The organism is Mesorhizobium sp. WSM4816 (assembly GCF_055811535.1).
On the sequence record NZ_JBVVQR010000031.1, the window covers coordinates 14,722 to 34,398 of the forward strand.

Annotated in this window: 20 protein-coding genes; 9 read left to right on the top strand and 11 right to left on the bottom strand. The window is 63.2% G+C overall.

Annotated features, from left to right (window positions below; all coding sequences use genetic code 11):
* Positions 1 to 87 precede the first annotated feature (87 nt).
* A complete protein-coding gene (locus AC0L3H_RS25300; protein ID WP_023799785.1) occupies positions 88 to 288 on the top strand; it encodes a hypothetical protein in 201 nt (66 codons plus the stop codon).
* A complete protein-coding gene (locus AC0L3H_RS25305) occupies positions 285 to 539 on the top strand; it encodes a type II toxin-antitoxin system RelE family toxin (protein ID WP_473587272.1) in 255 nt (84 codons plus the stop codon). The genes AC0L3H_RS25300 and AC0L3H_RS25305 overlap by 4 nt, the downstream gene beginning before the upstream one ends.
* 14 nt (positions 540 to 553) lie before the next feature.
* Here the strand turns inward: AC0L3H_RS25305 and AC0L3H_RS25310 are convergent, their stop codons facing one another.
* The 3 genes from AC0L3H_RS25310 to AC0L3H_RS25320 all read right to left on the bottom strand — a co-directional run bounded on the left by AC0L3H_RS25310 (position 554) and on the right by AC0L3H_RS25320 (position 3,045).
* Positions 554 to 1,165, bottom strand: a complete 612-nt coding sequence (locus AC0L3H_RS25310; RefSeq protein WP_473587273.1) for a glutathione S-transferase family protein — start codon at positions 1,163 to 1,165, stop codon at positions 554 to 556.
* A 114-nt stretch (positions 1,166 to 1,279) separates the two neighbouring features.
* A complete protein-coding gene (locus AC0L3H_RS25315; protein WP_287203709.1) occupies positions 1,280 to 2,134 on the bottom strand; it encodes an EAL domain-containing protein in 855 nt (284 codons plus the stop codon).
* Complete coding sequence (locus AC0L3H_RS25320; protein ID WP_473587274.1) at positions 2,131 to 3,045, bottom strand: EAL domain-containing protein; 915 nt, start codon at positions 3,043 to 3,045, stop codon at positions 2,131 to 2,133. Before AC0L3H_RS25320 ends, AC0L3H_RS25315 begins: the two co-directional genes overlap by 4 nt.
* A 206-nt stretch (positions 3,046 to 3,251) precedes the next feature.
* Here AC0L3H_RS25320 and AC0L3H_RS25325 point away from each other — a divergent pair, with 206 nt between their 5' ends.
* Complete coding sequence (locus AC0L3H_RS25325) at positions 3,252 to 4,454, top strand: pyridoxal phosphate-dependent aminotransferase (RefSeq protein WP_473587275.1); 1,203 nt, start codon at positions 3,252 to 3,254, stop codon at positions 4,452 to 4,454.
* Between the two features lie 61 nt (positions 4,455 to 4,515).
* Here the strand turns inward: AC0L3H_RS25325 and AC0L3H_RS25330 are convergent, their stop codons facing one another.
* Entirely contained in the window at positions 4,516 to 6,039 is a 1,524-nt protein-coding gene (locus AC0L3H_RS25330) for a DHA2 family efflux MFS transporter permease subunit (protein WP_473587276.1), read from the bottom strand.
* Between the two features lie 71 nt (positions 6,040 to 6,110).
* Positions 6,111 to 6,518, bottom strand: a complete 408-nt coding sequence (locus AC0L3H_RS25335; protein ID WP_473587277.1) for a (R)-mandelonitrile lyase — start codon at positions 6,516 to 6,518, stop codon at positions 6,111 to 6,113.
* Between the two features lie 372 nt (positions 6,519 to 6,890).
* On the opposite strand from AC0L3H_RS25335, the gene AC0L3H_RS25340 reads away from it, so the two are divergent.
* Both AC0L3H_RS25340 and AC0L3H_RS25345 read left to right on the top strand, forming a co-directional pair.
* The gene (locus AC0L3H_RS25340; protein WP_473587278.1) at positions 6,891 to 8,942 is read left to right on the top strand and encodes an elongation factor G; all 2,052 of its coding nucleotides are present in this window, start codon (positions 6,891 to 6,893) and stop codon (positions 8,940 to 8,942) included.
* 763 nt (positions 8,943 to 9,705) lie between these two features.
* Positions 9,706 to 10,206 carry a methyltransferase family protein gene (locus AC0L3H_RS25345; protein WP_473587279.1) on the top strand — a complete coding sequence of 167 codons (501 nt, stop codon included), beginning with the start codon at positions 9,706 to 9,708 and terminating at the stop codon, positions 10,204 to 10,206.
* 47 nt (positions 10,207 to 10,253) lie between these two features.
* Here the strand turns inward: AC0L3H_RS25345 and AC0L3H_RS25350 are convergent, their stop codons facing one another.
* Positions 10,254 to 11,150, bottom strand: coding sequence for a LysR family transcriptional regulator (locus AC0L3H_RS25350; RefSeq protein ID WP_023799796.1), 897 nt, complete (start codon positions 11,148 to 11,150; stop codon positions 10,254 to 10,256).
* 72 nt (positions 11,151 to 11,222) lie between these two features.
* Complete coding sequence (trxB, locus tag AC0L3H_RS25355; protein WP_473587280.1) at positions 11,223 to 12,197, bottom strand: thioredoxin-disulfide reductase; 975 nt, start codon at positions 12,195 to 12,197, stop codon at positions 11,223 to 11,225.
* Between the two features lie 257 nt (positions 12,198 to 12,454).
* Between trxB and AC0L3H_RS25360 the strand changes: the two genes are divergently transcribed.
* A complete protein-coding gene (locus AC0L3H_RS25360; protein WP_128186463.1) occupies positions 12,455 to 12,940 on the top strand; it encodes an Lrp/AsnC family transcriptional regulator in 486 nt (161 codons plus the stop codon).
* On the opposite strand, the gene AC0L3H_RS25365 is transcribed toward AC0L3H_RS25360, so the two are convergent.
* The 4 genes from AC0L3H_RS25365 to AC0L3H_RS25380 form a co-directional block, all read right to left on the bottom strand.
* On the bottom strand, positions 12,937 to 13,602 hold the full coding sequence (locus AC0L3H_RS25365; RefSeq protein ID WP_473495500.1) for a D-glycero-alpha-D-manno-heptose-1,7-bisphosphate 7-phosphatase: 666 nt from the start codon (positions 13,600 to 13,602) through the stop codon (positions 12,937 to 12,939). The two genes, AC0L3H_RS25360 and AC0L3H_RS25365, sit on opposite strands and share 4 nt — an antisense overlap.
* Positions 13,595 to 14,167, bottom strand: a complete 573-nt coding sequence (locus AC0L3H_RS25370; protein WP_287064146.1) for a D-sedoheptulose-7-phosphate isomerase — start codon at positions 14,165 to 14,167, stop codon at positions 13,595 to 13,597. Before AC0L3H_RS25370 ends, AC0L3H_RS25365 begins: the two co-directional genes overlap by 8 nt.
* 7 nt (positions 14,168 to 14,174) lie before the next feature.
* Positions 14,175 to 15,665, bottom strand: a complete 1,491-nt coding sequence (rfaE1, locus tag AC0L3H_RS25375; protein ID WP_473587281.1) for a D-glycero-beta-D-manno-heptose-7-phosphate kinase — start codon at positions 15,663 to 15,665, stop codon at positions 14,175 to 14,177.
* Positions 15,666 to 15,817: 152 nt separating this feature from the next.
* Positions 15,818 to 16,450, bottom strand: a complete 633-nt coding sequence (locus tag AC0L3H_RS25380) for a LysE family translocator (protein WP_473587282.1) — start codon at positions 16,448 to 16,450, stop codon at positions 15,818 to 15,820.
* A gap of 166 nt (positions 16,451 to 16,616) precedes the next feature.
* Here AC0L3H_RS25380 and rfaD point away from each other — a divergent pair, with 166 nt between their 5' ends.
* Genes rfaD through waaC form a run of 3 tightly spaced genes read left to right on the top strand, consistent with a single transcriptional unit; the run spans position 16,617 to position 19,533 of the window.
* Positions 16,617 to 17,564 (top strand): ADP-glyceromanno-heptose 6-epimerase, encoded by a 948-nt coding sequence (gene rfaD / locus AC0L3H_RS25385; protein WP_473587283.1) that lies wholly within the window; start codon positions 16,617 to 16,619, stop codon positions 17,562 to 17,564.
* Entirely contained in the window at positions 17,540 to 18,547 is a 1,008-nt protein-coding gene (gene waaF, locus AC0L3H_RS25390) for a lipopolysaccharide heptosyltransferase II (protein WP_473587284.1), read from the top strand. The genes rfaD and waaF overlap by 25 nt, the downstream gene beginning before the upstream one ends.
* A complete protein-coding gene (waaC, locus tag AC0L3H_RS25395; protein WP_473587285.1) occupies positions 18,544 to 19,533 on the top strand; it encodes a lipopolysaccharide heptosyltransferase I in 990 nt (329 codons plus the stop codon). The genes waaF and waaC overlap by 4 nt, the downstream gene beginning before the upstream one ends.
* Positions 19,534 to 19,677 lie beyond the last annotated feature (144 nt).

Sequence of the window (19,677 nt, forward strand, 5' to 3'; positions counted from 1 at the left end):
GGATTTTGTCCCGCCTTTTTGCTGTCCGGATTTCCGGATGAAACAGCTACCTTGGCCTTATTGTGCCAATCATGGTATTTTTAGGCGATGAGCAAGCTTGAACAGATTGAGAAATCCGTCGCCGAACTGAGCCCTGAGGAACTGAAGGCATTTGCCGCCTGGTTCGAGGCACTGAAAGCGGAGATGTGGGATCGGCAGATCGAAGCCGACGCCAAGGCTGGCAGGCTGGATAAACTTGCCGAGCAGGCCTTGGCCGACCATCGCGCCGGCCGGACCCGGTCTTTGTGAATCATGTCGCCACTCCCTTATTCTGGGAGGGTTATGCAAAACTGCCCTCGTCGATCAGAGCAAAGGCGGACAAACGTTTCGCCAAGCTGCGTTCTGATCCGTTTCACCCGTCGCTGCATTTTAAACAGGTCGGACGCTATTGGTCGGCGCGGGTTGCTCTCAACTACCGCGCCGTAGCTGTCCGTGACCACGATGACGTTGTCTGGTTTTGGATCGGCACCCACTCCGAATATGACCGCCTCCTGAAGTAGCCGTAAGGACAGAACTACCCCAGCCACTCCATCGGCACATGCCCAGGATCAGTCTCGACCCGTTTCAGCCAGGCCGCCACCGCCGGGTAGGCGTCGAGCTGAAAACCGCCCATCTCGGCCGTATGCGTATAGGCGTAGAGCGCGATGTCGGCGACGCTCAAGGCCTCGCCGGCAAAGAACGCACTGCCCGCCAGATGCTTGTGCATCACGCCGAGCGCCTTGTTGCCGCGCTCCAGCGTCAGCGCCAGCCGTTCCGGTGTCGCGTCCCTGGCCCGTTCGGGAAAGGTCAGCAGCGCCTTGCGCACCGCGATATAGGGTTCGTGGCTGTACTGCTCGAAGAACAGCCATTGATAGGCCAGAGCCCGCTCGTATTTGTCGGCCGGCAGCAACCGCGTGCCTTCGGCGAGATAGAGCAGAATGGCGTTGGATTCGGCAAGCCGCCGGCCGTCGTCGAACTCGAGCAGCGGCACCATGGCGTTCGGGTTCTTGGCGACATAGTCCGGCTTGCGCGTGTCGCCGGTGTGCGAGCTGACCTCGACATTGGTGAAAGCGATGCCGAGCTTGGCCATCAACAGGCGCGGCTTATAGCAATTGCCGCTGTCGATCATTCCATAGAGTATGGTCATTGGTGCTCCCATCGCCGCTCCCCTCGGCGGAGCCGCCTTTAGCGGCAATTATCCTGGCAGCGACGGCTTCATCCAGTGATTTGTTTTGGCGCAACCATCAACGCCGCTGATAGATCACCCAAACAACGGCACGACGTTGTTGGCCATGCCAAGCAGCCTGTCGATGGGCAGCGGCTCCTCGTCGAAGACCGTGCCGGCCAGCGCCGGCCGGGCAAGGTAAAATCCCTGCATCAGGTCAACGCCGCCGTCCAGCGCGACGCGCAGATGCGTGGCTTGCTCGATGCCTTCGACCAGCACTTTGGCGCCGCGGTCATGCAGCGCCGAGACCAGCGGCCGGAAAAACCGTTCGGCGGCGGCATGGCGGCAGAATTCCGCGAACCAGGTGCCGTCGATCTTGACGATGTCGGGCTGGACAAGAGCGACCCGTTCTTCCGTCGAATGCCCGGTGCCGAAATCGTCGATGGCGATACGGATGCCGTCACGCCGCATCTCGCGTGCCAGGCTGACGAGCACCTTGTCTTCAGCCGCCTGCTCGGTGATCTCGCAGACCAGCATGCCGGGGTGCAGGTCGAACTCGGCGAGACGCCTGGTCATCAGCCTGATTTCTGCCAGCGCTCGCCCGGGGTCATCATTGATCAGCGGATTGTAGTTGAAGAACAGGTCGAGCCCGCCGACACCGATGTTGCGGAAATTCCTGAGATGCAGCACCCGGCACATCGTCTCGACGAACAGGCGATCCGCCACGGGGATGCCCTCGAAGAATACGCGCGGCGCGACCGGCCTGCCGGCGCGGTGCGGCTCGATCAGGCCTTCGACGGCGACGGCCTTCAAAAACCTGCCGCGCGGCGCAAAGATCGGCTGGTAGGCGCTCCTCAGCCGGAACGCGCCATAGACGCCATATTCGATCCCGACTTCGTCGGCAAAGATTGCCTCGCCGACATTGCGCCGCCTGTCGGGCCGCCCGGTCATGGCACCACCTTGCGCCCGAAAGCCCGTTTCGGCCGCGGCGAAGGCGAGACGGTCGCAGGCGCCGCGCCTGCGTCAGGCGCCGTCACCGGCATCTGCCTTTCCTTGCCGAAGACTTGGCTTTCGTTGCCGAAGACGTGAAAGCTGGTCGGTGCAAGCTCCGGGCGCGCCAGCGCGAATCCCTGCACCATCGAAGCTCCCGATTTCTCGGCCAGTTCAAGCTGCCAGCCCTCCTCGATGCCCTCGAACACGGTGCGGATGCCTTGCTGTTCGAAACTTGCCACCATGGCGGTCAGCAGCGCGAAGCCCGCGCCGGACTCCATCAGTTGCATGATCCAGTGGGCATCGAATTTGACGATGTCAGGCCTGAGTTCCTTGATCCGGTTGATGTCGGACTCTTCGGCGCCGTAGTCGTCGACGGCGATGCGAAACCCGTTGGCCCTGAGCGCCTCGACGAAATTGTAGAGCGTTTCCTGCGACGCCGACTTTTGCTCGGTCACCTCGCAGACGACGCGGTTCGCATCGATCCCGGCCTCATGCAGCACCAGCCGCATGTCGCGCAGCGCACTGTCGGCGATGCTGCGATCGGTGAACACCGACGGATCGAAGTTGATGAAAATGAATGCCTCCTGCGGCAGGCAGGCGCCGGCGTTCAAAAGGTGCAGCGTCCTTGTCAGCGCCTCGATATGCAGGCGGTCGACCGTCGGACAGGCGTTGAAAAAACTCACCGGCGTCTGCGGCTCGTCGTCGCGGAACGGCCGGATCAGGCCCTCGAATCCGGTGATGGACAATTTGCCGTTGCTGAAGGCAAAAATCGGCTGGAAGGCGCTTTGCAGCGTATAATTGCCCCAGACACCGCTGGCGGTGCCGTCGTCGTGACGGACGATATGGGCAAGCCCGATGCTGCGCGACACGGTTCCTCCCGTTGCGAGACTGGTGGAATGGGTCGTGATCCAGCCACCCCGGGTTTTACCGCGTGTAAGTGAATTTATTGTTGCCGGATTTGCCGGGGGATTTGAGGTCTGGCTCATCCGACAATGCTTGCGCTTGGCGGGATGATGCGACATGAGAGACGCCGCGGTCGGACGCACCGCCAAGCCTACAAGGAGACAACGCCGTCATGGCCTTTCTTGCCGACGCCCTTTCCCGCGTAAAGCCTTCCGCGACCATCGCAGTGACGCAGAAAGCGCGCGAGCTGAAAAACGCCGGCCGTGACGTGATCGGGCTGGGTGCCGGCGAACCGGACTTCGACACGCCGGACAATATCAAGAACGCTGCGATCGAGGCCATCCACCGCGGCGAAACGAAATATCCTCCAGTTTCCGGCATCGTGCCGCTGCGCGAGGCAATCGCCCAAAAATTCAAGCGAGAGAACAATCTCGATTATCGGCCGGAGCAGACCATCGTCGGCACCGGCGGCAAGCAGATCCTGTTCAATGCCTTCATGGCGACGCTGAACCCCGGCGACGAGGTCATCATTCCCAGGCCGTACTGGGTCAGCTATCCCGAGATGGTAGCGATCTGCGGCGGCACCCCGGCATTTGCCGACACCTCCATCGACAACGGCTTCAAGCTGACGGCGGCGGCGTTGCAAAAGGCGATCACGCCGCGCACCAAATGGCTGTTGATGAACTCACCGTCGAACCCGTCGGGCGCCGCCTACAGCGAGGCTGAGTTGCGCGCTCTGGCCGACGTGCTGCTCGAACACCCCAATGTCTGGGTGCTGACCGACGACATGTACGAGCACCTGATCTACGGCGATTTCGTCTTCACGACCATCGCCGAGGTCGAGCCGAAGCTTTATGAGCGCACCCTGACCATGAACGGCGTGTCGAAGGCCTATGCAATGACTGGCTGGCGCATCGGCTACGCGGCCGGGCCGCTGGCGCTGATCAAGGCGATGGATATGATCCAGGGCCAGCAGACCTCCGGCGCCTGCACCATTGCCCAGTGGGCATCGGTCGAGGCGCTGAACGGTCCGCAGGATTTCATTGCGAAAAACAAGGCGATTTTCCAGGCTCGGCGCGATCTTGTCGTGTCGATGCTCAATCAGGCGCGCGGCATCACATGTCCGTCTCCCGAAGGGGCTTTCTACGTCTATCCGTCCTGTTCCCAGTTGATCGGCAAGAAGACCAAAGCCGGCAAGCTGATCGACAGCGACGAAGCCTTCTGCTCGGAACTGCTCGAGGCCGAGGGCGTGGCGGTCGTGTTCGGTTCGGCATTCGGCCTCGGCCCGAACTTCCGCATCTCCTATGCCACGTCAGAGGCGTTGCTCGAAGAGGCCTGCGCCCGCATCCAGCGCTTCACCGCCTCGCTGACCTGATCAAGCGCATATCGAACACCAAACCCGGCTCGCAATCGGGTTTTGGCGGTAGGCGCCAGCCTCATCCCTGGCGACTGTGATTGGTTTCGCGCGCCGAACGAGCCTCGGCCGGCGCCAGAATGGCGGCCAGAAGCCCGGCCGTGATGAACGAAACGATGGCGGCCGTCAGCATCGCCGCATGGAAGCCCCCGGCATAGGCGGCTGCGAACAGATCGCGCAGGCCGTCCTTGCCCATCGCCGCATCGGCTGCGAAATGGTGCCTTGAAACCGCGGCGCGGGCCACCGCTCCGGCATTGGCGACACCGGCATTTTCAAGATGCGCCGTCAGCAGGGCTGTTGCCCGCATGCTCATCAAGGCGCCGAGCAGGGCGATGCCGATGGCGGTGCCGCCCTGGCGGGTTGCGTTGATCACCGCCGACACCATGCCCGAACGCCCGCGCGGCGCAAACGACATCGCGGCAGCGCTGCCGGTCGGGATGGACAGCGCATTGCCGAGACCGCCGACGGCAAACAGCAGGCCGATCGTCACATAGGGTGTCGAGGGTCCAACCCAGCACATGCCCAGCATGGAAAGACCGCTCGAAAGATAGCCCGATGTCATCAGCGCCGAGTGCCCGTAGCGCTGACTGAGCCTGCCGATCGCCGGCGACACGACCATTTGGACGAGGAACAGCGGTGCCATGCACAGGCCGGTCTGTGTCGGCGACCAGCCCTGTGCCTGCTGCAGGAATATCGAATAGAGGAAGACGCTGGTGTAGGAGGTGAGGCCGAGCGCGAACGAGGCGACATTGGCGACGGCGAAGCGAACGTCGCGGAACAGGCCAAGCGGCAGCATCGGCCGCGGCGTGCGTGCCTCGAAGACAAGGAATGCCACCAGGCCGGCGAAGCCGACGACAAGGGCGATAACAGCCTCTCGATCGCCCCAACCTTTTTCGCCTGCCGATATCAGGCCGAAGGTCAAGGCGCCCAGCCACAGAATGCTGAGCGCCAGGCCGACAAGGTCGAGATGGGCATGCTCGGGGTGTGAAGTCTCTACGATCGAAGCCGCACCGAGCGCGATCGTGGCCAGGCCGAGCGGCAGGTTGATCAGGAAAATGCTCTGCCATCCGGCGGTTTCGACCAGGATGCCGCCGACGACCGGGCCGGTGAGCAGCGAGACAGCTGCGAACGACGCCCAGCCTCCGATAACGCCGGCACGCTCGCGACCGTCGGGAAACGCCTGCGTCAGAATCGACAGCGCACCCGGAATGATCAGCGATCCGGCTATCCCCTGCACCACCCGGCCCACCAGCAGCACCGACAGGTTGGGCGCGATTGCACATATGGCAGAGCCAGCCACGAAGATGCCGATGCCTGCCAGCCAGGAGCGCTTGCGCCCGTAGCGGTCGCCGATCAGGCCTGCCGACAGCATGAAGGCCGACAGGCAAAGCGTGTAGGCGTCGATCACCCATTGCAGCCCGGCGAAATCGATGCCGAGCGCAATCTGGATCGTCGGCAGGGCGACGTTGACGATGCTGATGTCGAGCAGTGCGACGAATGTGCCGAGATAGACTGCGGCAACAAGAGGCAAGCGACGGTTCGACATGAAACCCAAACCTGAGCATGGAAATCACCTACAATGATCAGACGCGACCAATGATCAGACGCGACGCGCTTTTAGGTCCGATCAACGCCGCCATACTGCTCGTCGGTCACCGTCTCCAGCCAGTCGGCATGGACGCCGTCGAGCGCCTCCTGCATGGCGATATGGGCCATCGCCGATTTTGGACCGGCGCCGTGCCAATGCTTTTCGTCAGGCGCAAACGAGATGGCGTCGCCGGCCCTGATTGCCTGTATCGGCTCGCCCCAGCTTTGCGCCAGGCCGGCGCCTGACACGACATAGAGCGTCTGGCCCAGCGGATGCGTATGCCAGTGGGTACGCGCGCCGGGCTCGAAACCGACCATGATGGCGCGTAGCCGCGCCGGCGCTTCCTTCTCGATGATCGGCGTCTGCCACACGCGGCCGGTGAAGTACTTTTCCGGCGCAATGACGGTCGGCACGCTGCCGCAAGCAATGATCTTCATCGTCCCAAAGTCCTCAAGCTGATGGCGGATCGGTCGGCGACAACCGTTCCTTTTCTCGCAGGAAGCGGCACTTTCATCCGATAACCATCGTGGCGCAACCGCTTTTGCGGCTGTTCGGCGGCGGACCCTGTCACGGCATTGACGGAAAGCCCAGACCCGCATTCGACGCCTCGCTGATCATGGCTCAACATCCGCGACATCAGGCGATCCTCAAATCCCCGATTCTCAAATCGCGCGATCTCAAATCACTTGCCCTCCCGCCTAACCCGTGGGACGATGCCTTTGGGTAGGCGGCAAACTGAAAAAGCCCCGCCCGCGACGGTCGACAGGCCGGCCGCCGCTCCCAGGGAAACGCCTGAGTGGAGGTCAGTCATGGGAACTCGCGCCGGAGGACGACGCACGGGACCGAAATGCATTGCCATCGTCGGTCCCTTTGCAAGCGGTAAGACGACACTTCTCGAAGCCATATTGGCCCGCACGGGCGCCATCCCCCGCCAGAATCCGGTCTCCTCGGGAAACACAGTTTCCGATCATTCGCCCGAGGCACGCGCCCACGCCATGAGCGTTGAGGCGACGTTTGCCACCACCGACTTCATGGGCGAGCAACTCACCTTCGTCGATTGTCCCGGCTCCATCGAATTCTCCTTCGAGGCAGAGCCGGTTCTGGCCGCCTGCGACATCGCCGTGGTCGTCGCCGAAGCCGACGAGAAGAAGATCCCTGCCCTGCAGCTGATCATGCGCAAGCTCGACGATCTCGGTGTGCCGCGCATCATGTTCCTCAACAAGGTCGACAAGGCGATATCAGGCGTGCGCGACACGCTGAAGATGTTGCAGCCGGCAAGTTCGGTGCCTTTGCTGCTGCGCCAGATCCCGCTGCGCAAGGACGGCGTGGTGATCGGCTCGATCGATCTGGCGCTGGAGCGCGCCTACATCTATCGCGAGTATGCCGAAAGCGAAGTCGCCCAGATCCCCAGCGACGACAAGGCGCGCGAGCTCGAAGCGCGCTTTTCCATGCTGGAGACGCTCGCCGACCATGATGATCAACTGATGGAGCAGCTGCTCGACGAAATCGAGCCGCCCAAGGACGCCATCTTCGACGACCTGGCCGCCGACTTGCGCGATGGTGCCGTGACGCCGGTGCTGATCGGCACCGCCGAGAAGGGCAATGGTGTGCTGCGGCTGCTAAAAACGATCCGCCACGACGCGCCCGATGTTGAAGCAACACACAAGCGCCTCGACGCAGCTGACGGCAATGCGACCGTGGTCCAGGTGATGAAGACCATCCACACCGCGCATGGCGGCAAGCTGTCGATCTCGCGCATCCTGTCCGGCCAGCTTGCCGACGCCTCCGAGCTCTTCCTTTCGAACGGCGCGACGGCAAAGGTCTCCGGCATCTACAGAATGCTCGGCAAGGACCAGACCAAGCTCACCTCGGCCCCGGCCGGCGACACGGTCGCGCTCGGCAAGATGGACGAGGTCACGACCGGTCAGACCTTGAGCTCGGTCAAGGGCGGCATCAAGCCCTTGGTCACGCTGACGCCGCCGCAACCGGTCTATGCCTTTGCGTTGCGACCGAAGGAACGCAAGGACGAGGTCAAGATGTCGGCGGCCATCCAGCGCCTTGCCGAGGAAGATCCCTCGCTCAGCGTGCGCCACAATCAGGATTCGGCTGAAACCGTGCTGTCGGGCCATGGCGAAATGCATCTGCGTGTCGTGCGCGAGCGGCTGGAGGGCAAGAACCAGATTCCGGTCGAAGGCCATCCGCCGGCCGTGCCTTACCGCGAGACGATCCGCAAAGCGGCGCAGCAGCGTGGCCGTCACAAGAAGCAGTCGGGCGGCCATGGCCAGTTCGGCGATGTGGTGATCGAGATCAAGCCGCTGCCGCGCGGCTCCGGTTTCCAGTTCACCGACACCATCACCGGCGGCGCCGTGCCGAAAACCTATATCCAGTCGGTCGAGGCCGGCGTGCGCGATTATCTGAAATCGGGCCCGCTCGGCTTTCCAGTGGTCGACGTCGCCGTCAACCTGTCCGACGGCACCTATCATTCCGTCGATTCGTCGGACATGGCCTTCCAGATGGCGGCAAAGCTGGCGATGAAGGAAGGCATGGCCGCCTGCTCGCCGGTGCTGCTTGAACCGATCATGAAGGTGGAAATCGTCACGCCGTCCGACGCGACATCGAAAATCATCGCCCTGATCCCGCAGCGGCGCGGCCAAATCCTCGGCTATGATGCGCGGCCCGGCTGGCCGGGATGGGATGTCGTCGAGGCGACCATGCCGCAGGCCGAGATCGGCGATCTGATCATCGAGCTGCGTTCGGCCACCGCGGGCGTGGCCAGCTATCGTGCCGGCTTCGACCATATGGCCGAACTCACCGGCCGCCTGGCCGACGAGGCGTTGAACGCCAATGGCAAGGCTGCCTGACACTTGAACTTGGCGACAGTCAGGCTGCAGAACAAAAGGAAACGGCGTCCGGACATGATCCGGACGCCGTTCTCTTGCGGACCGTCTTCGTGGGAGGCGAAATGGCAGGTCCGCCGCACGTGCCGCCAACGCTTGACAGCCTCAGCGGAAGAATAGTTCGGACGCGGTAGCCGCCTGAGCCCGGATCGTCCGAGTGATGCCCCCATCTCCCGCACGAACCACACCGCGTCCTATGATCTGCTTAGTCGATGCTGCGCGCCTGCGACATGTTACCTGAGGTTACATGTCACTGTTACATGACAATTTCGGTCGGCTTTGCGTCAGCGCCGGCAGGGTTCGGGATACAAAAAAGCCGGATCAACGAAGATCCGGCTGAGTTTGATTGGAAGTGCCTGTTAAGGCTAACCTCCAGAGGGGAACACTCAAGGGCGCTAATGGGAGGAGAACGCGCCCAGGAGATGATCCCTATATGTGCTCATCATGCCCAAGAAACAAGCATCTATTTTGCAACACTCGCATGCAAAATGACACAGGCTGTGGTCTAAGCCGTTGCTTGGCCTCGTAGGACCAGACGAATCGCGAAATGCGGTGCGCAGCCAGTCAAGAATCATTGCGAAATGGCGAACCAGCGCCGATTTTCGGTCCAGAACGCAGAAAACAACGAATGATGGCGAATCAGGCAGCGCGCGTTTATTTTTGCGGCAGCCATTATTTTTTTGGCAGACATGCATCGGCCCGAAAAATCGCGACCAAGGAAGCCCCGATGAGGACCCGTCAGGCGATCGCCGGCAGCGCGCTGTTCTTCATCGCAGCGCCCGGTGTGGTCGCGGGATTGCTGCCCTGGCTGTTGGCCGATCGCTATCGTCTGCCATGGTCGACCCTGCCCGGCCTGGTCCCGGTTGGCTGGTTACTGATTGTCGTTGCAACGGCATTGCTGCTTCATGCCTTCGCCCGTTTTGCTCTCGAGGGCCTGGGTACGCCCGCTCCGGTCGCGCCCACCGAGCGACTGGTTGTCGGCGGCATCTACCGCCATGTCCGCAACCCGATGTATGTGGCCGTGCTGGCGATCATCCTTGGCCAGGCGCTGCTGTTTTCGAGCGCGGCTCTCGTCGCCTATGCCGCTATCGCCGCCGTCGCCATGGTCTCGTTCGTGAAGTTCCATGAGGAACCGACGCTTGCCCGCCGCTATGGCGCCGAGTACGAGGCCTACCGCCATGCCGTTCCAGGCTGGCTCCCTCGCCTGACGCCACGGCGCGGCCAGTAAGGGATCGTCCGCGATGCAAGCAGGAAGCGATTTGCAGAAGGATCCGTTCAGAACGACCAGCTTCGCGCCTTGGCGATGATGAAATCGCGGAAGACGTGCAGTTTCGCCTGGTTCTTCATCGCATCGGGATAGGCGAAATAGGTGTCGAAGGACGGCACTTCGGTCTCCGGCAGCAACTGCACCAGCCCTGAATCCTTGCTGACCACATAGTCGGGCAGCATGGCGATGCCGGCGCCACCCTGGACCGCGCGCTTGATCGACAATATGTCGTTGATCTGCAGCGTCGGCACCCTTTGCCCGCCTTCGAAATCGCCGACTGTTTCCAGCCAGTTCAATTCCGACAGATGCGCCGGCACCGGCACGCCGAAGGTGACGATGCGATGGCTCTTCAGCTCGGCGATCGACGCCGGCTTGCCATATTTGTTGACGTAGGAAGGGGCGGCGTAGAGATGGAAATGCACCGTGAACAGGCGGCGCTGGATGAGATCGGGCTGCTGCGGCTGGCGCAGCCGGATCGCGCAGTCCGCCCGGCGCATGGTGAGGTCGAGTTCCTCGTTCGCCAGGATCAACTGCAGGCTGATCTCGGGATAGAGCTCGATGAATTCCTGCACGCGCTCGGTCAGCCAGCCGGCACCGAGCCCCACTGTGGTCGTCACCCTGAGCACGCCGGAAGGCCGATCCTTGGCCTCGGTCAGCCGCGACTTGATCGTCTCCAGCTTCATCAGCACGTCATGCGCCGTGCGGAACAGCATCTCACCCTGCTCGGTCAGCACCAGGCCGCGAGCATGGCGATTGAACAGCGGCACGCCGACATCATGTTCGAGCGCGCTGACCTGCCGCGAGATCGCCGATTGCGACAGATGCAGTGTCTCGGCGGCGTGGGTGAACGACCCAGCTTCCGCCGCAGCGTGAAACACGCGTAGCTTGTCCCAGTCCAACGCCATGATGCCCCCATTCTGTTTTCTGGCGTCTGAATGAAAAATCAGGCTTTTGCGCGGCTTTTCTCGGCCGCTTGTTTACTCCGCCGCTTCGCGGTGAACTTCGATCCCGGCGAGGTACTTTTCCGCCTCGAGCGCGGCCATGCAGCCGAGCCCCGCCGCCGTCACCGCCTGGCGGTAGATGTCGTCGGTCACGTCGCCGGCGGCGAACACGCCCGGCACGTCGGTGCAGGTCGAATCCGGCGCCGTCCACAGATAGCCGTTCGGCTTCTGCTTCAGCTTGCTGGCGAACAGCTCGACCGCCGGCGCATGGCCGATCGCCACGAACACGCCGTCGACCGTCAGATGCATCTCCTGGCCGGTCACCAGATTGCGCAGCTTCAGTCCTTCCACCGACGGCGGCAGCGGCATCTTGCCGGACTGGCCGGTGATCTCGTCGACGACGGTGTCCCAGATGACGCGGACATTGTCCTTCTTGAACAGCCGCTCGCTCAGGATGCGCTCGGCGCGGAAGTCGCTGCGTCGGTGGATGACCGTCACGCTCTTGGCCAGGTTGGAAAGGTAAAGCGCCTCCTCCACCGCCGAATTGCCGCCGCCGATCACCGCGACATCCTTGCCGCGATAAAAGAAGCCGTCGCAGGTCGCGCAGGCCGATACGCCGAAGCCCATAAAAGTCTGTTCGCTCGGGATGCCCAGCCATTTCGCCTGCGCACCGGTGGCGATAATCAGCGCGTCGGCGGTATAGGTTGCGCCGGAATCGCCCTTGGCACGGAACGGCCGCACGTTGAGGTCGACCTCGGTGATGATGTCGTTGATGACGTCGGTGCCGACATGCTCGGCCTGTTTCAGCATTTGCTCCATCAGCCACGGACCCTGGATCGGATCGGCGAAGCCGGGATAGTTTTCGACATCGGTGGTGATCATCAACTGGCCGCCCTGCTGCAGCCCGGCGACCAGCATCGGCTTCAGCATGGCGCGGGCGGCGTAGATTGCCGCCGTATAGCCGGCGGGACCGGAGCCGATGATGAGAACGGGTGCGTGCTTGGACGTCATATCAGGGCTTTCACAACAACCGGACGCGAATGAAGCGTCCGGCACAGGGATCGATTTTCGGCCCTAATCTAGGTGTTGCGGGCGACGCCAGCAAGACGGCCTCGCCTTCGTCCCCGGAAAGCTTCCTCGCAAACAGACGATCCATGAACATCTTGCGCGGGCGACTGTGCCAAAATCAGCGACTGAAGGGATGGAATGGACACCAAAGTCGTCTACAAAATCACGAAAGATTCTTGCGTGAAGCGCCGAAGGTATCCATGCCGCTCAAAGCCGATCTCGATGCCATCGACTGGAAGATTCTGCGCGAGCTTCAGCACGACGGGCGCATGACCAATGTCGAATTGTCCGGCCGCGTCGGCATTTCGGCGCCGCCATGCCTGCGTCGCGTCAGGCGGCTGGAAGAAACCGGCATCATCCGCGGCTATCGCGCCTTGCTCAATGCGCCGGCGCTCGGCCTGGACGTCGTCGCCTTTTGCCTCATCGGCCTGCACCATCAGGCCGATGCGGAGCTTAAAACCTTCGCCGAACGCACCCGCGGCTGGCCGATCGTTCGCGACGCCTGGATGGTGTCGGGCGAATCCGACTTTTTGCTGCATTGCGTGGCGAGCGACCTCGGCGCCTTTCAGACCTTCGTCATCGAGGAACTGGCCTCGGCACCGAATGTCGACACGGTGCGGACGGCACTGACCATCCGTCGCGTCAAGGACGAGGGCCTGGTGGCTTTCAGCGAAGTGAGACCTTAATCCCGGCCGAGCTCGGCGATGGCGTCGCAGAGTTTGCTGTGATCGTTATCGGTCGTCAGGTTACGCGTCCTGGACGCACCTTCGCCGGAAGTCCGATTGGATCTGCCGTTCACCAGCCAACCCTCGCAGAGCCCGGCTCGCCGTCCGGCTTCCATGTCATCGGCCTTATCGCCGACGATGATCGATCGGCTGATATCCACGCACAGCAGATCGCGGGCGCGCAGAAGCATGCCCGGATTGGGCTTGCGCATCGGATGATCAGCTGCTGCCAGCTCGCCCGTCCCGCTCGAATGGTAGGCGCAGGCGAGCACCAGATCGATCCGGCAATTCTGCGCTTCGAGAAGCGCCAGCAGCCGGGCATTGACCGCGGCGAACTCCGGCCAGCCGAAATAGCCGCGAGCTATGCCTGATTGATTGGAGACCACGATTGCCGGAACGCCGGCGATGTTGGCCGTTCGGATCACCGGCAGCATCTGGCTCCGCAGCACGATGTCAGCCGGATCGCTGGGGTAGCCGCTATCGACATTGATGGTGCCGTCGCGGTCGAGGAACAGCGCCGGCGTGCCAGCTGGAAAAGCGGAGCTGCCGACCCGCTCGACCCACAGGCCTGGCGCTTCGAGCGGGTAATGATCAGACCTCACGACCGGGCCGATGTCAGCCATCACAGAGGCGCGCTTCGACCATTTCGCACAGATGATGATAGAGGCACAGATGCCCCTGCTGGATGATCGGCGTCGAGGTCGAGGGCACGTTGAGCAGGATATCGGACAACGGCTTGAGCTTGCCGCCGCTGTCGCCGGTCAGGCTGATCACCGTCATGTCCATCATGCGCGCCTGTTCGGCGGCGGCGAGGATGCTGGCCGAGTTGCCGCTGGTCGAGATGGCGAGCAGCACGGCGCCCGCGGCGCCATGCGCCTCGACTTGGCGTGAAAACACCGTGTCGAAGCCGTAATCATTGCCCCAGGCGGTCAGCACCGCCGCATTGGCCGGCAGCGCGATGACGTTGTAGGCCTTTCGCTCCTTCAGGAAGCGGCCGACCAGTTCGCCGGCGATGTGAATGGCGTCGCTGGCCGAGCCGCCATTGCCGCAGATCAGCAGCGCCTTGCCCTGCGAAAGCGCGGCGACGACGGCGGTAACCGCCCGCTCCATCTCGCTGGTGAGGTCGCGCTCGACCATTGCGGTGATCGCGGCCGCCGAGCGGACCAGATAATCGTTCAGTTCGGACATGAAAACCTCAGTTTGTGCTGCCGGAGCGCAACTTGCCGATGGTGCCGGTGGTGCTCTTGCCGGCGACGAGATCGACCAGCACGACGCGGCCGCCCGCCTTTTGCACGATTTCGGCGCCGACCACCTGATCGATCGTATAGTCGGCGCCCTTGACCAGTATGTCGGGCTTCAGCGCCTCGATCAGCGCGAGCGGCGTGTCGTCCTCGAAGACGACGACGGCATCGACCGAGGCAAGCGCCGCCAGCACGCAGGCGCGATCATGCTCGTCGTTGACCGGGCGTCCGGGCCCTTTCAGCCGGCGCACCGAGGCATCGCTGTTGAGGCCGAGAACCAGCCGGTCGCACTGGCTGCGCGCCGCATGCAAAAGGCTGACATGGCCGGCATGAAGGATATCGAAGCAGCCATTGGTGAAGCCGACGCTCAGGCCTTCGTCCTTCCACGTCGCCACCAGCCGTGCGGCGGCGGCAGCATCAAGGATTGCATCCTTGTGGGCAATCGGTCCATGCGAGCGAAACAGCGCGCCGGCGAGTTCTTCGACCGTCAGCCGAGCGGTGCCGCGCTTTCCCACCACCACGCCACCGGCCGCGTTGGCGATGGCCGCCGCAATGACGCGGTCGGCGCCCGCAGCCAGGGCCAACGCAAACGCAGCGATGACAGTGTCGCCGGCGCCGGAAACGTCGAACACTTCTCGCGCCTGCGTGGCGATGTGCCGGGCATCGTCGGCGTCGACGACGCTCATGCCCTTTTCGCTGCGCGTCGCGACGACGAACTCGAAGCCATGTGCCGAGATCAGCGCACGCGCCGCGGCGACGATCTCGTCATCGGCAAATACCGCGCGTCCGACCGCCTCGCCAAGTTCCTTGCGATTGGGGGTGATCGCCGTCGCCCCGCAATAGCAAGCATAGTCGCGGCCCTTGGGATCGACCAGCACCGGCCTTCCCGCCTCGCGGCAGATCGAGATCAGCTCGCCGGCGACGCCGTCGAGCAACATGCCCTTGCCGTAGTCGGACAGGATGACGATGTCGGCTTGCGCGAGCCCGGCCCGGAACAGCCGGATCAGCGTCGCCCGCTCGGCGTCGCCCAGCGGCTTGATTTCCTCTTCGTCGAAGCGCAGCACCTGCTGGTTGAGCGCGCTGAAGCGGCTTTTCGACGAGGTCATCCGGTTGGCGTCCTGCGCGAGACCGCCAGTATCGACGCCAAGCTCGGTGAGCATGCGCATGAGATTGTCGCCGGCCGGATCGGCGCCGATCACCGAAACCGGTATTGCGGCACCGCCGAGCGAGACGATGTTGGCGACGACATTGCCGGCGCCACCCATTGCCGAGGTTTCGCCACGCCCGCGCAGCACCGGAATGGGCGCTTCAGGCGAAATCCGCTCGATGACGCCGTTGACGAAACGGTCGAGGATGAAGTCGCCGACCACCAGCACGGTGACGTTGCCGAACCGCGAGATGGCGCGGTGAAGCGGTTCGGGAGAAGGCAGGTATTGCTCGCTCATGTCATCTTCGACGTGCAATGAGAGCCGGTCCCGATGCTCATGAAAACGCTGGACTGGCAGGGCTGGTCGTTCATGGCGAAGCCGATATACCGCAATTCGGCTCAGCGCAACGGCAGGCGCCGAACCGACCACATCCAACGCTGGTTGGCGGATCAAGTTTTCTGCAAAGCCACATGAACGTCCAATCCGACCAGCACCGCGCCGCCCGCACGCCGCATCAGGCGTTGCGCGTGGCTCGAGCGCCGCAGCCTGGTGATCAGCGCACCCGCCAGCACCACGCACATGACATCCGCCGAGGAGAACATCAGATTGACGATCGTTCCGAGGACGAGGAATTGCAGCCAGACGGGAAACGTCGCCGATGCGTCGATGAATTGCGGCAGGAACGCCATGAAGAAGATTGCCGTCTTGGGATTGAGCACCTCGACGGTGATACTCTCGAAAAAGGCGCGGCGAGCGGATTTCGGCTCGATACCTGAGATAACAGCATCGTCTTGCGCCCTGGCGCGGAACAGCGACACACCCAGCCAGATCAGATAGAGCGCGCCGGCCAGCTTGACCGCCATATAGAGCGTCGGCACGGCATGGAAAAGCACGGACAGTCCTGCAGCGGCAGCGACGACGTGCACATAGCCGCCAAGATGGATACCCAACGCCGCCGTCAGGCCGGACCAGCGGCCGCGCGCCATGGTTTGCGCAGCAGCGTAAAGCATCGCCGGACCGGGGATATAGGCAAAGATCGCCGTGGTGGCAAAAAAGGCGATAAGCAGTTCGGTCGACGGCATTACCCTTGCTCCTGTCGTGCTTCGCCGGTGGATCGCCGACTGAAGCGAAAGCTGTGCGGCGGCACTGAGGTCTGCAGCCAACCGCCGGATTGCGACCTGCTTTATCGACAGCCCCGCAAGCCTCCCCTATAAGGGCCGGAATCGGCACAAGATACCAGAGGCTTTCATGATCATCGTCACGGGCGGCGCCGGCATGATCGGCTCAAACATAGTCGCCGCGCTCAATGCCGAAGGGATCAGCGACATTCTCGTCGTCGACGACCTCACCGACGGCCACAAGATCGCCAATCTCGCCGACCTGCAGATCGCCGATTATCTCGACAGGGACGATTTCCTGCCGCGCATGGAGGCCGGCGACCTCGGCCGCATCGAGGCCGTCTTCCACCAGGGCGCCTGCTCGACCACCACCGAGTGGAACGGCAAATTCATGATGGAGGTGAACTACGCCTATTCGAAGCGGCTGCTGCATGCCTGCCTGGCGCTGCGGCTGCCTTTCCTCTATGCCTCCTCGGCTTCCGTCTATGGCGGCGGCGCCGAGTTTCGCGAGGAGCCGGACTGCGAGCGCCCGCTCAATGTCTATGCCTATTCAAAGAAGCTGTTCGACGACTATGTCCGCCGCACCGTCTTCGATACCGACCATTCGCCGGTGGCCGGCCTGCGCTACTTCAACGTCTATGGGCCGCGCGAGGCGCACAAGGGCGCCATGGCCTCGGTCGCCTACCATCTGTTCAACCAGGTCGAGCAAGGCCACAACCCAAAGCTGTTCGGCGCCTATGACGGTTTCGGACCTGGCGAGCAGAGCCGCGACTTCATCCATGTCGGCGACGTTGCCGATACCAATCTATGGTTGTGGAAACGCGGATCGAGCGGCATATTCAACTGCGGCACCGGCCGTGCCCAGCCGTTCCGCGCCATTGCCGAGACTGTGATCGGCGCGCTCGGCAAAGGCGAGATCGAGTTCATCGACTTCCCCGATCACCTCAAGGGCAGCTACCAGAGTTTTACGCAAGCTGACATGTCCCGGTTGCGCGCCGCCGGTTACAATGGTCAGTTTCGCACAGTGGAAACCGGCGTCAGAGACTATGTCGAATGGCTGAAAGCCCAACGATCCTAGTGATCGGCCCACGCTGGGTGGGCGACATGGTGATGGCGCAGTGCCTGTTCTCGGCGCTGAGAGAGCTTCACCCGAACGCCGCAATCGACGTGCTGGCGCCGGCATGGGCGGCGCCGCTGGTCAAGCGGATGCCCGAAATACGCCGGCAGGTCGATCTGCCGCTGAAATCCGGAGCGCTGGAATTCCGCATGCGAAGGCGCTTCGGCCGCCTGCTGCGCGGCCACTACGACATCGCCTATGTCATGCCTGGAAGCTGGAAGTCGGCGCTGGTCCCGTTCTTTGCCCGCATTCCGCGCCGTGTCGGCTACCTCAAGGAAATGCGCTACGGGCTGCTGACCGATATCGTAGCCTTGCCCGACGATGTGAAACGGCGCACGGCGCAGGCCTATTTCGGCCTCGCGCAAGGCGGCACGTTCCGTGCCCCCAAGCTCGCCGTCGACACGAAGAACCAGGCGGCATTGCTGGGCCGCTTCGGGCTGGAGGCGAAAAAATTCGTCGCGCTGATGCCCGGCGCCGAGTTCGGGCCGGCCAAACGCTGGCCGAGCGAACGCTATGCCGGCCTTGCCCGCGACATGATGGAAAAAGGTTTTGCGGTCGCGCTGTTCGGATCGAAGAACGACGCTGAAGTGACGGCGGAAATCGCCACGCTTGCCCCGGGCGCTGTCGATCTCGCCGGCCAGACGCGGCTCGAGGACGCCATCGACCTGATCGCCGCGGCCAGGCTTGCGGTGTCGAACGACAGTGGGCTGATGCATGTTGCGGCCGCGGTCGGCACGCCGATCGTAGCCGTCTACGGATCGACCTCGCCGCACAATACGCCGCCGCTCGCCGAGCAGCGCGAACTGGTCTGGCTCGGCCTGTCCTGTTCGCCCTGCCATCGGAAAATCTGCCCGCTCGGCCACCTCAACTGCCTGAACACGCTCGGAGTGGCGCAGGTCGCGGCAGCGGCGGAACGGCTGCTGGAAATGCCGGCCGCCGCATGAGGGTGCTCATCGTCAAGACATCCTCGATGGGTGACGTCATCCACAGCTTTCCGGCCGTCGAGGATGCCCGCCGCAAGCGGCCGGACGTGTCGTTCGACTGGTGTGTGGAAGAGGCTTTTGCCGGCATCGTGGCGCTGCATCCGGCGATCGCAACCATCCACACCGTGGCAATCCGGCGCTGGCGCACAAGCCCGCTCGTCCCCAGCACATGGCGCGAGGCAGCGGCATTGCGCCGCGCCTTGCGGGATCACCGCTACGATCTCGTCATCGATGCGCAAGGATTGCTGAAGTCGGCCGTGGTGGCGAAACAGGCCGCGGCGCCGATCGCCGGCTTCGACCGGTCGAGCGCTCGCGAGCCTTCGGCGACCTTGTTCTACGACCGCCGCTATGCTGTGCCGCGCGATCTGCACGCCATCGAACGCACAAGGCGGCTGTTCGGGCTGGCGCTCGGCTATGAACCGGATTTTTCCGGGCTCGAGTCCGGCATCGTGCCGCCAGCCGTCGAGGCGACTTTTGTCGGCGAAAAAGCCGCCTTCCTGTTGCACGGCACCAGCCGCGAGGACAAGAAATGGCCGGTCGGCGACTGGATCGAGACGGCCCGGCTTCTCGTCGAAAGAGGAATGACGCCGGTCACCACCTGGTCGAACGACACGGAACAGGCGGTTGCCGAGGCGATCGCCCAAGCCGTTCCACAGACCGTGCTGGTGCCGAAATCACCGCTTGCCGAGATCGCCGCGATCATCGGCCGGTCGGTGCTGATCATCGGCGCCGATACCGGCCTTACCCACCTCGCCAGTGCCTTCGGCCTGCCGACCGTCGCGGTGTTTGTGGCGACAGAACCCGGCCTGACCGGCCCGCGCGGGCCGTTCTCGTCAACACTGCTGGCCGCGCCCGGCAGTCGTGTCGCGCCGATAGAGGTGGTGGCGGAAGCAGAGAGGCTGCTTGAGCGCCAAGCGCTTAGTCGGGCCGGCGCCGGCAAGAATTGATTTGTGCAATCAATTCAATCGGAAAGGTCGGCGCCGCCCTCTTCCCTTCTCCCCTTGTGGGAGAAGGTGGATTGGCGCGCAGCGCCGGTTGAGGGGTGCTGGCCGGAGTGCTGTTGGTGCCAAGCTGGAACACCCCTCATCCGA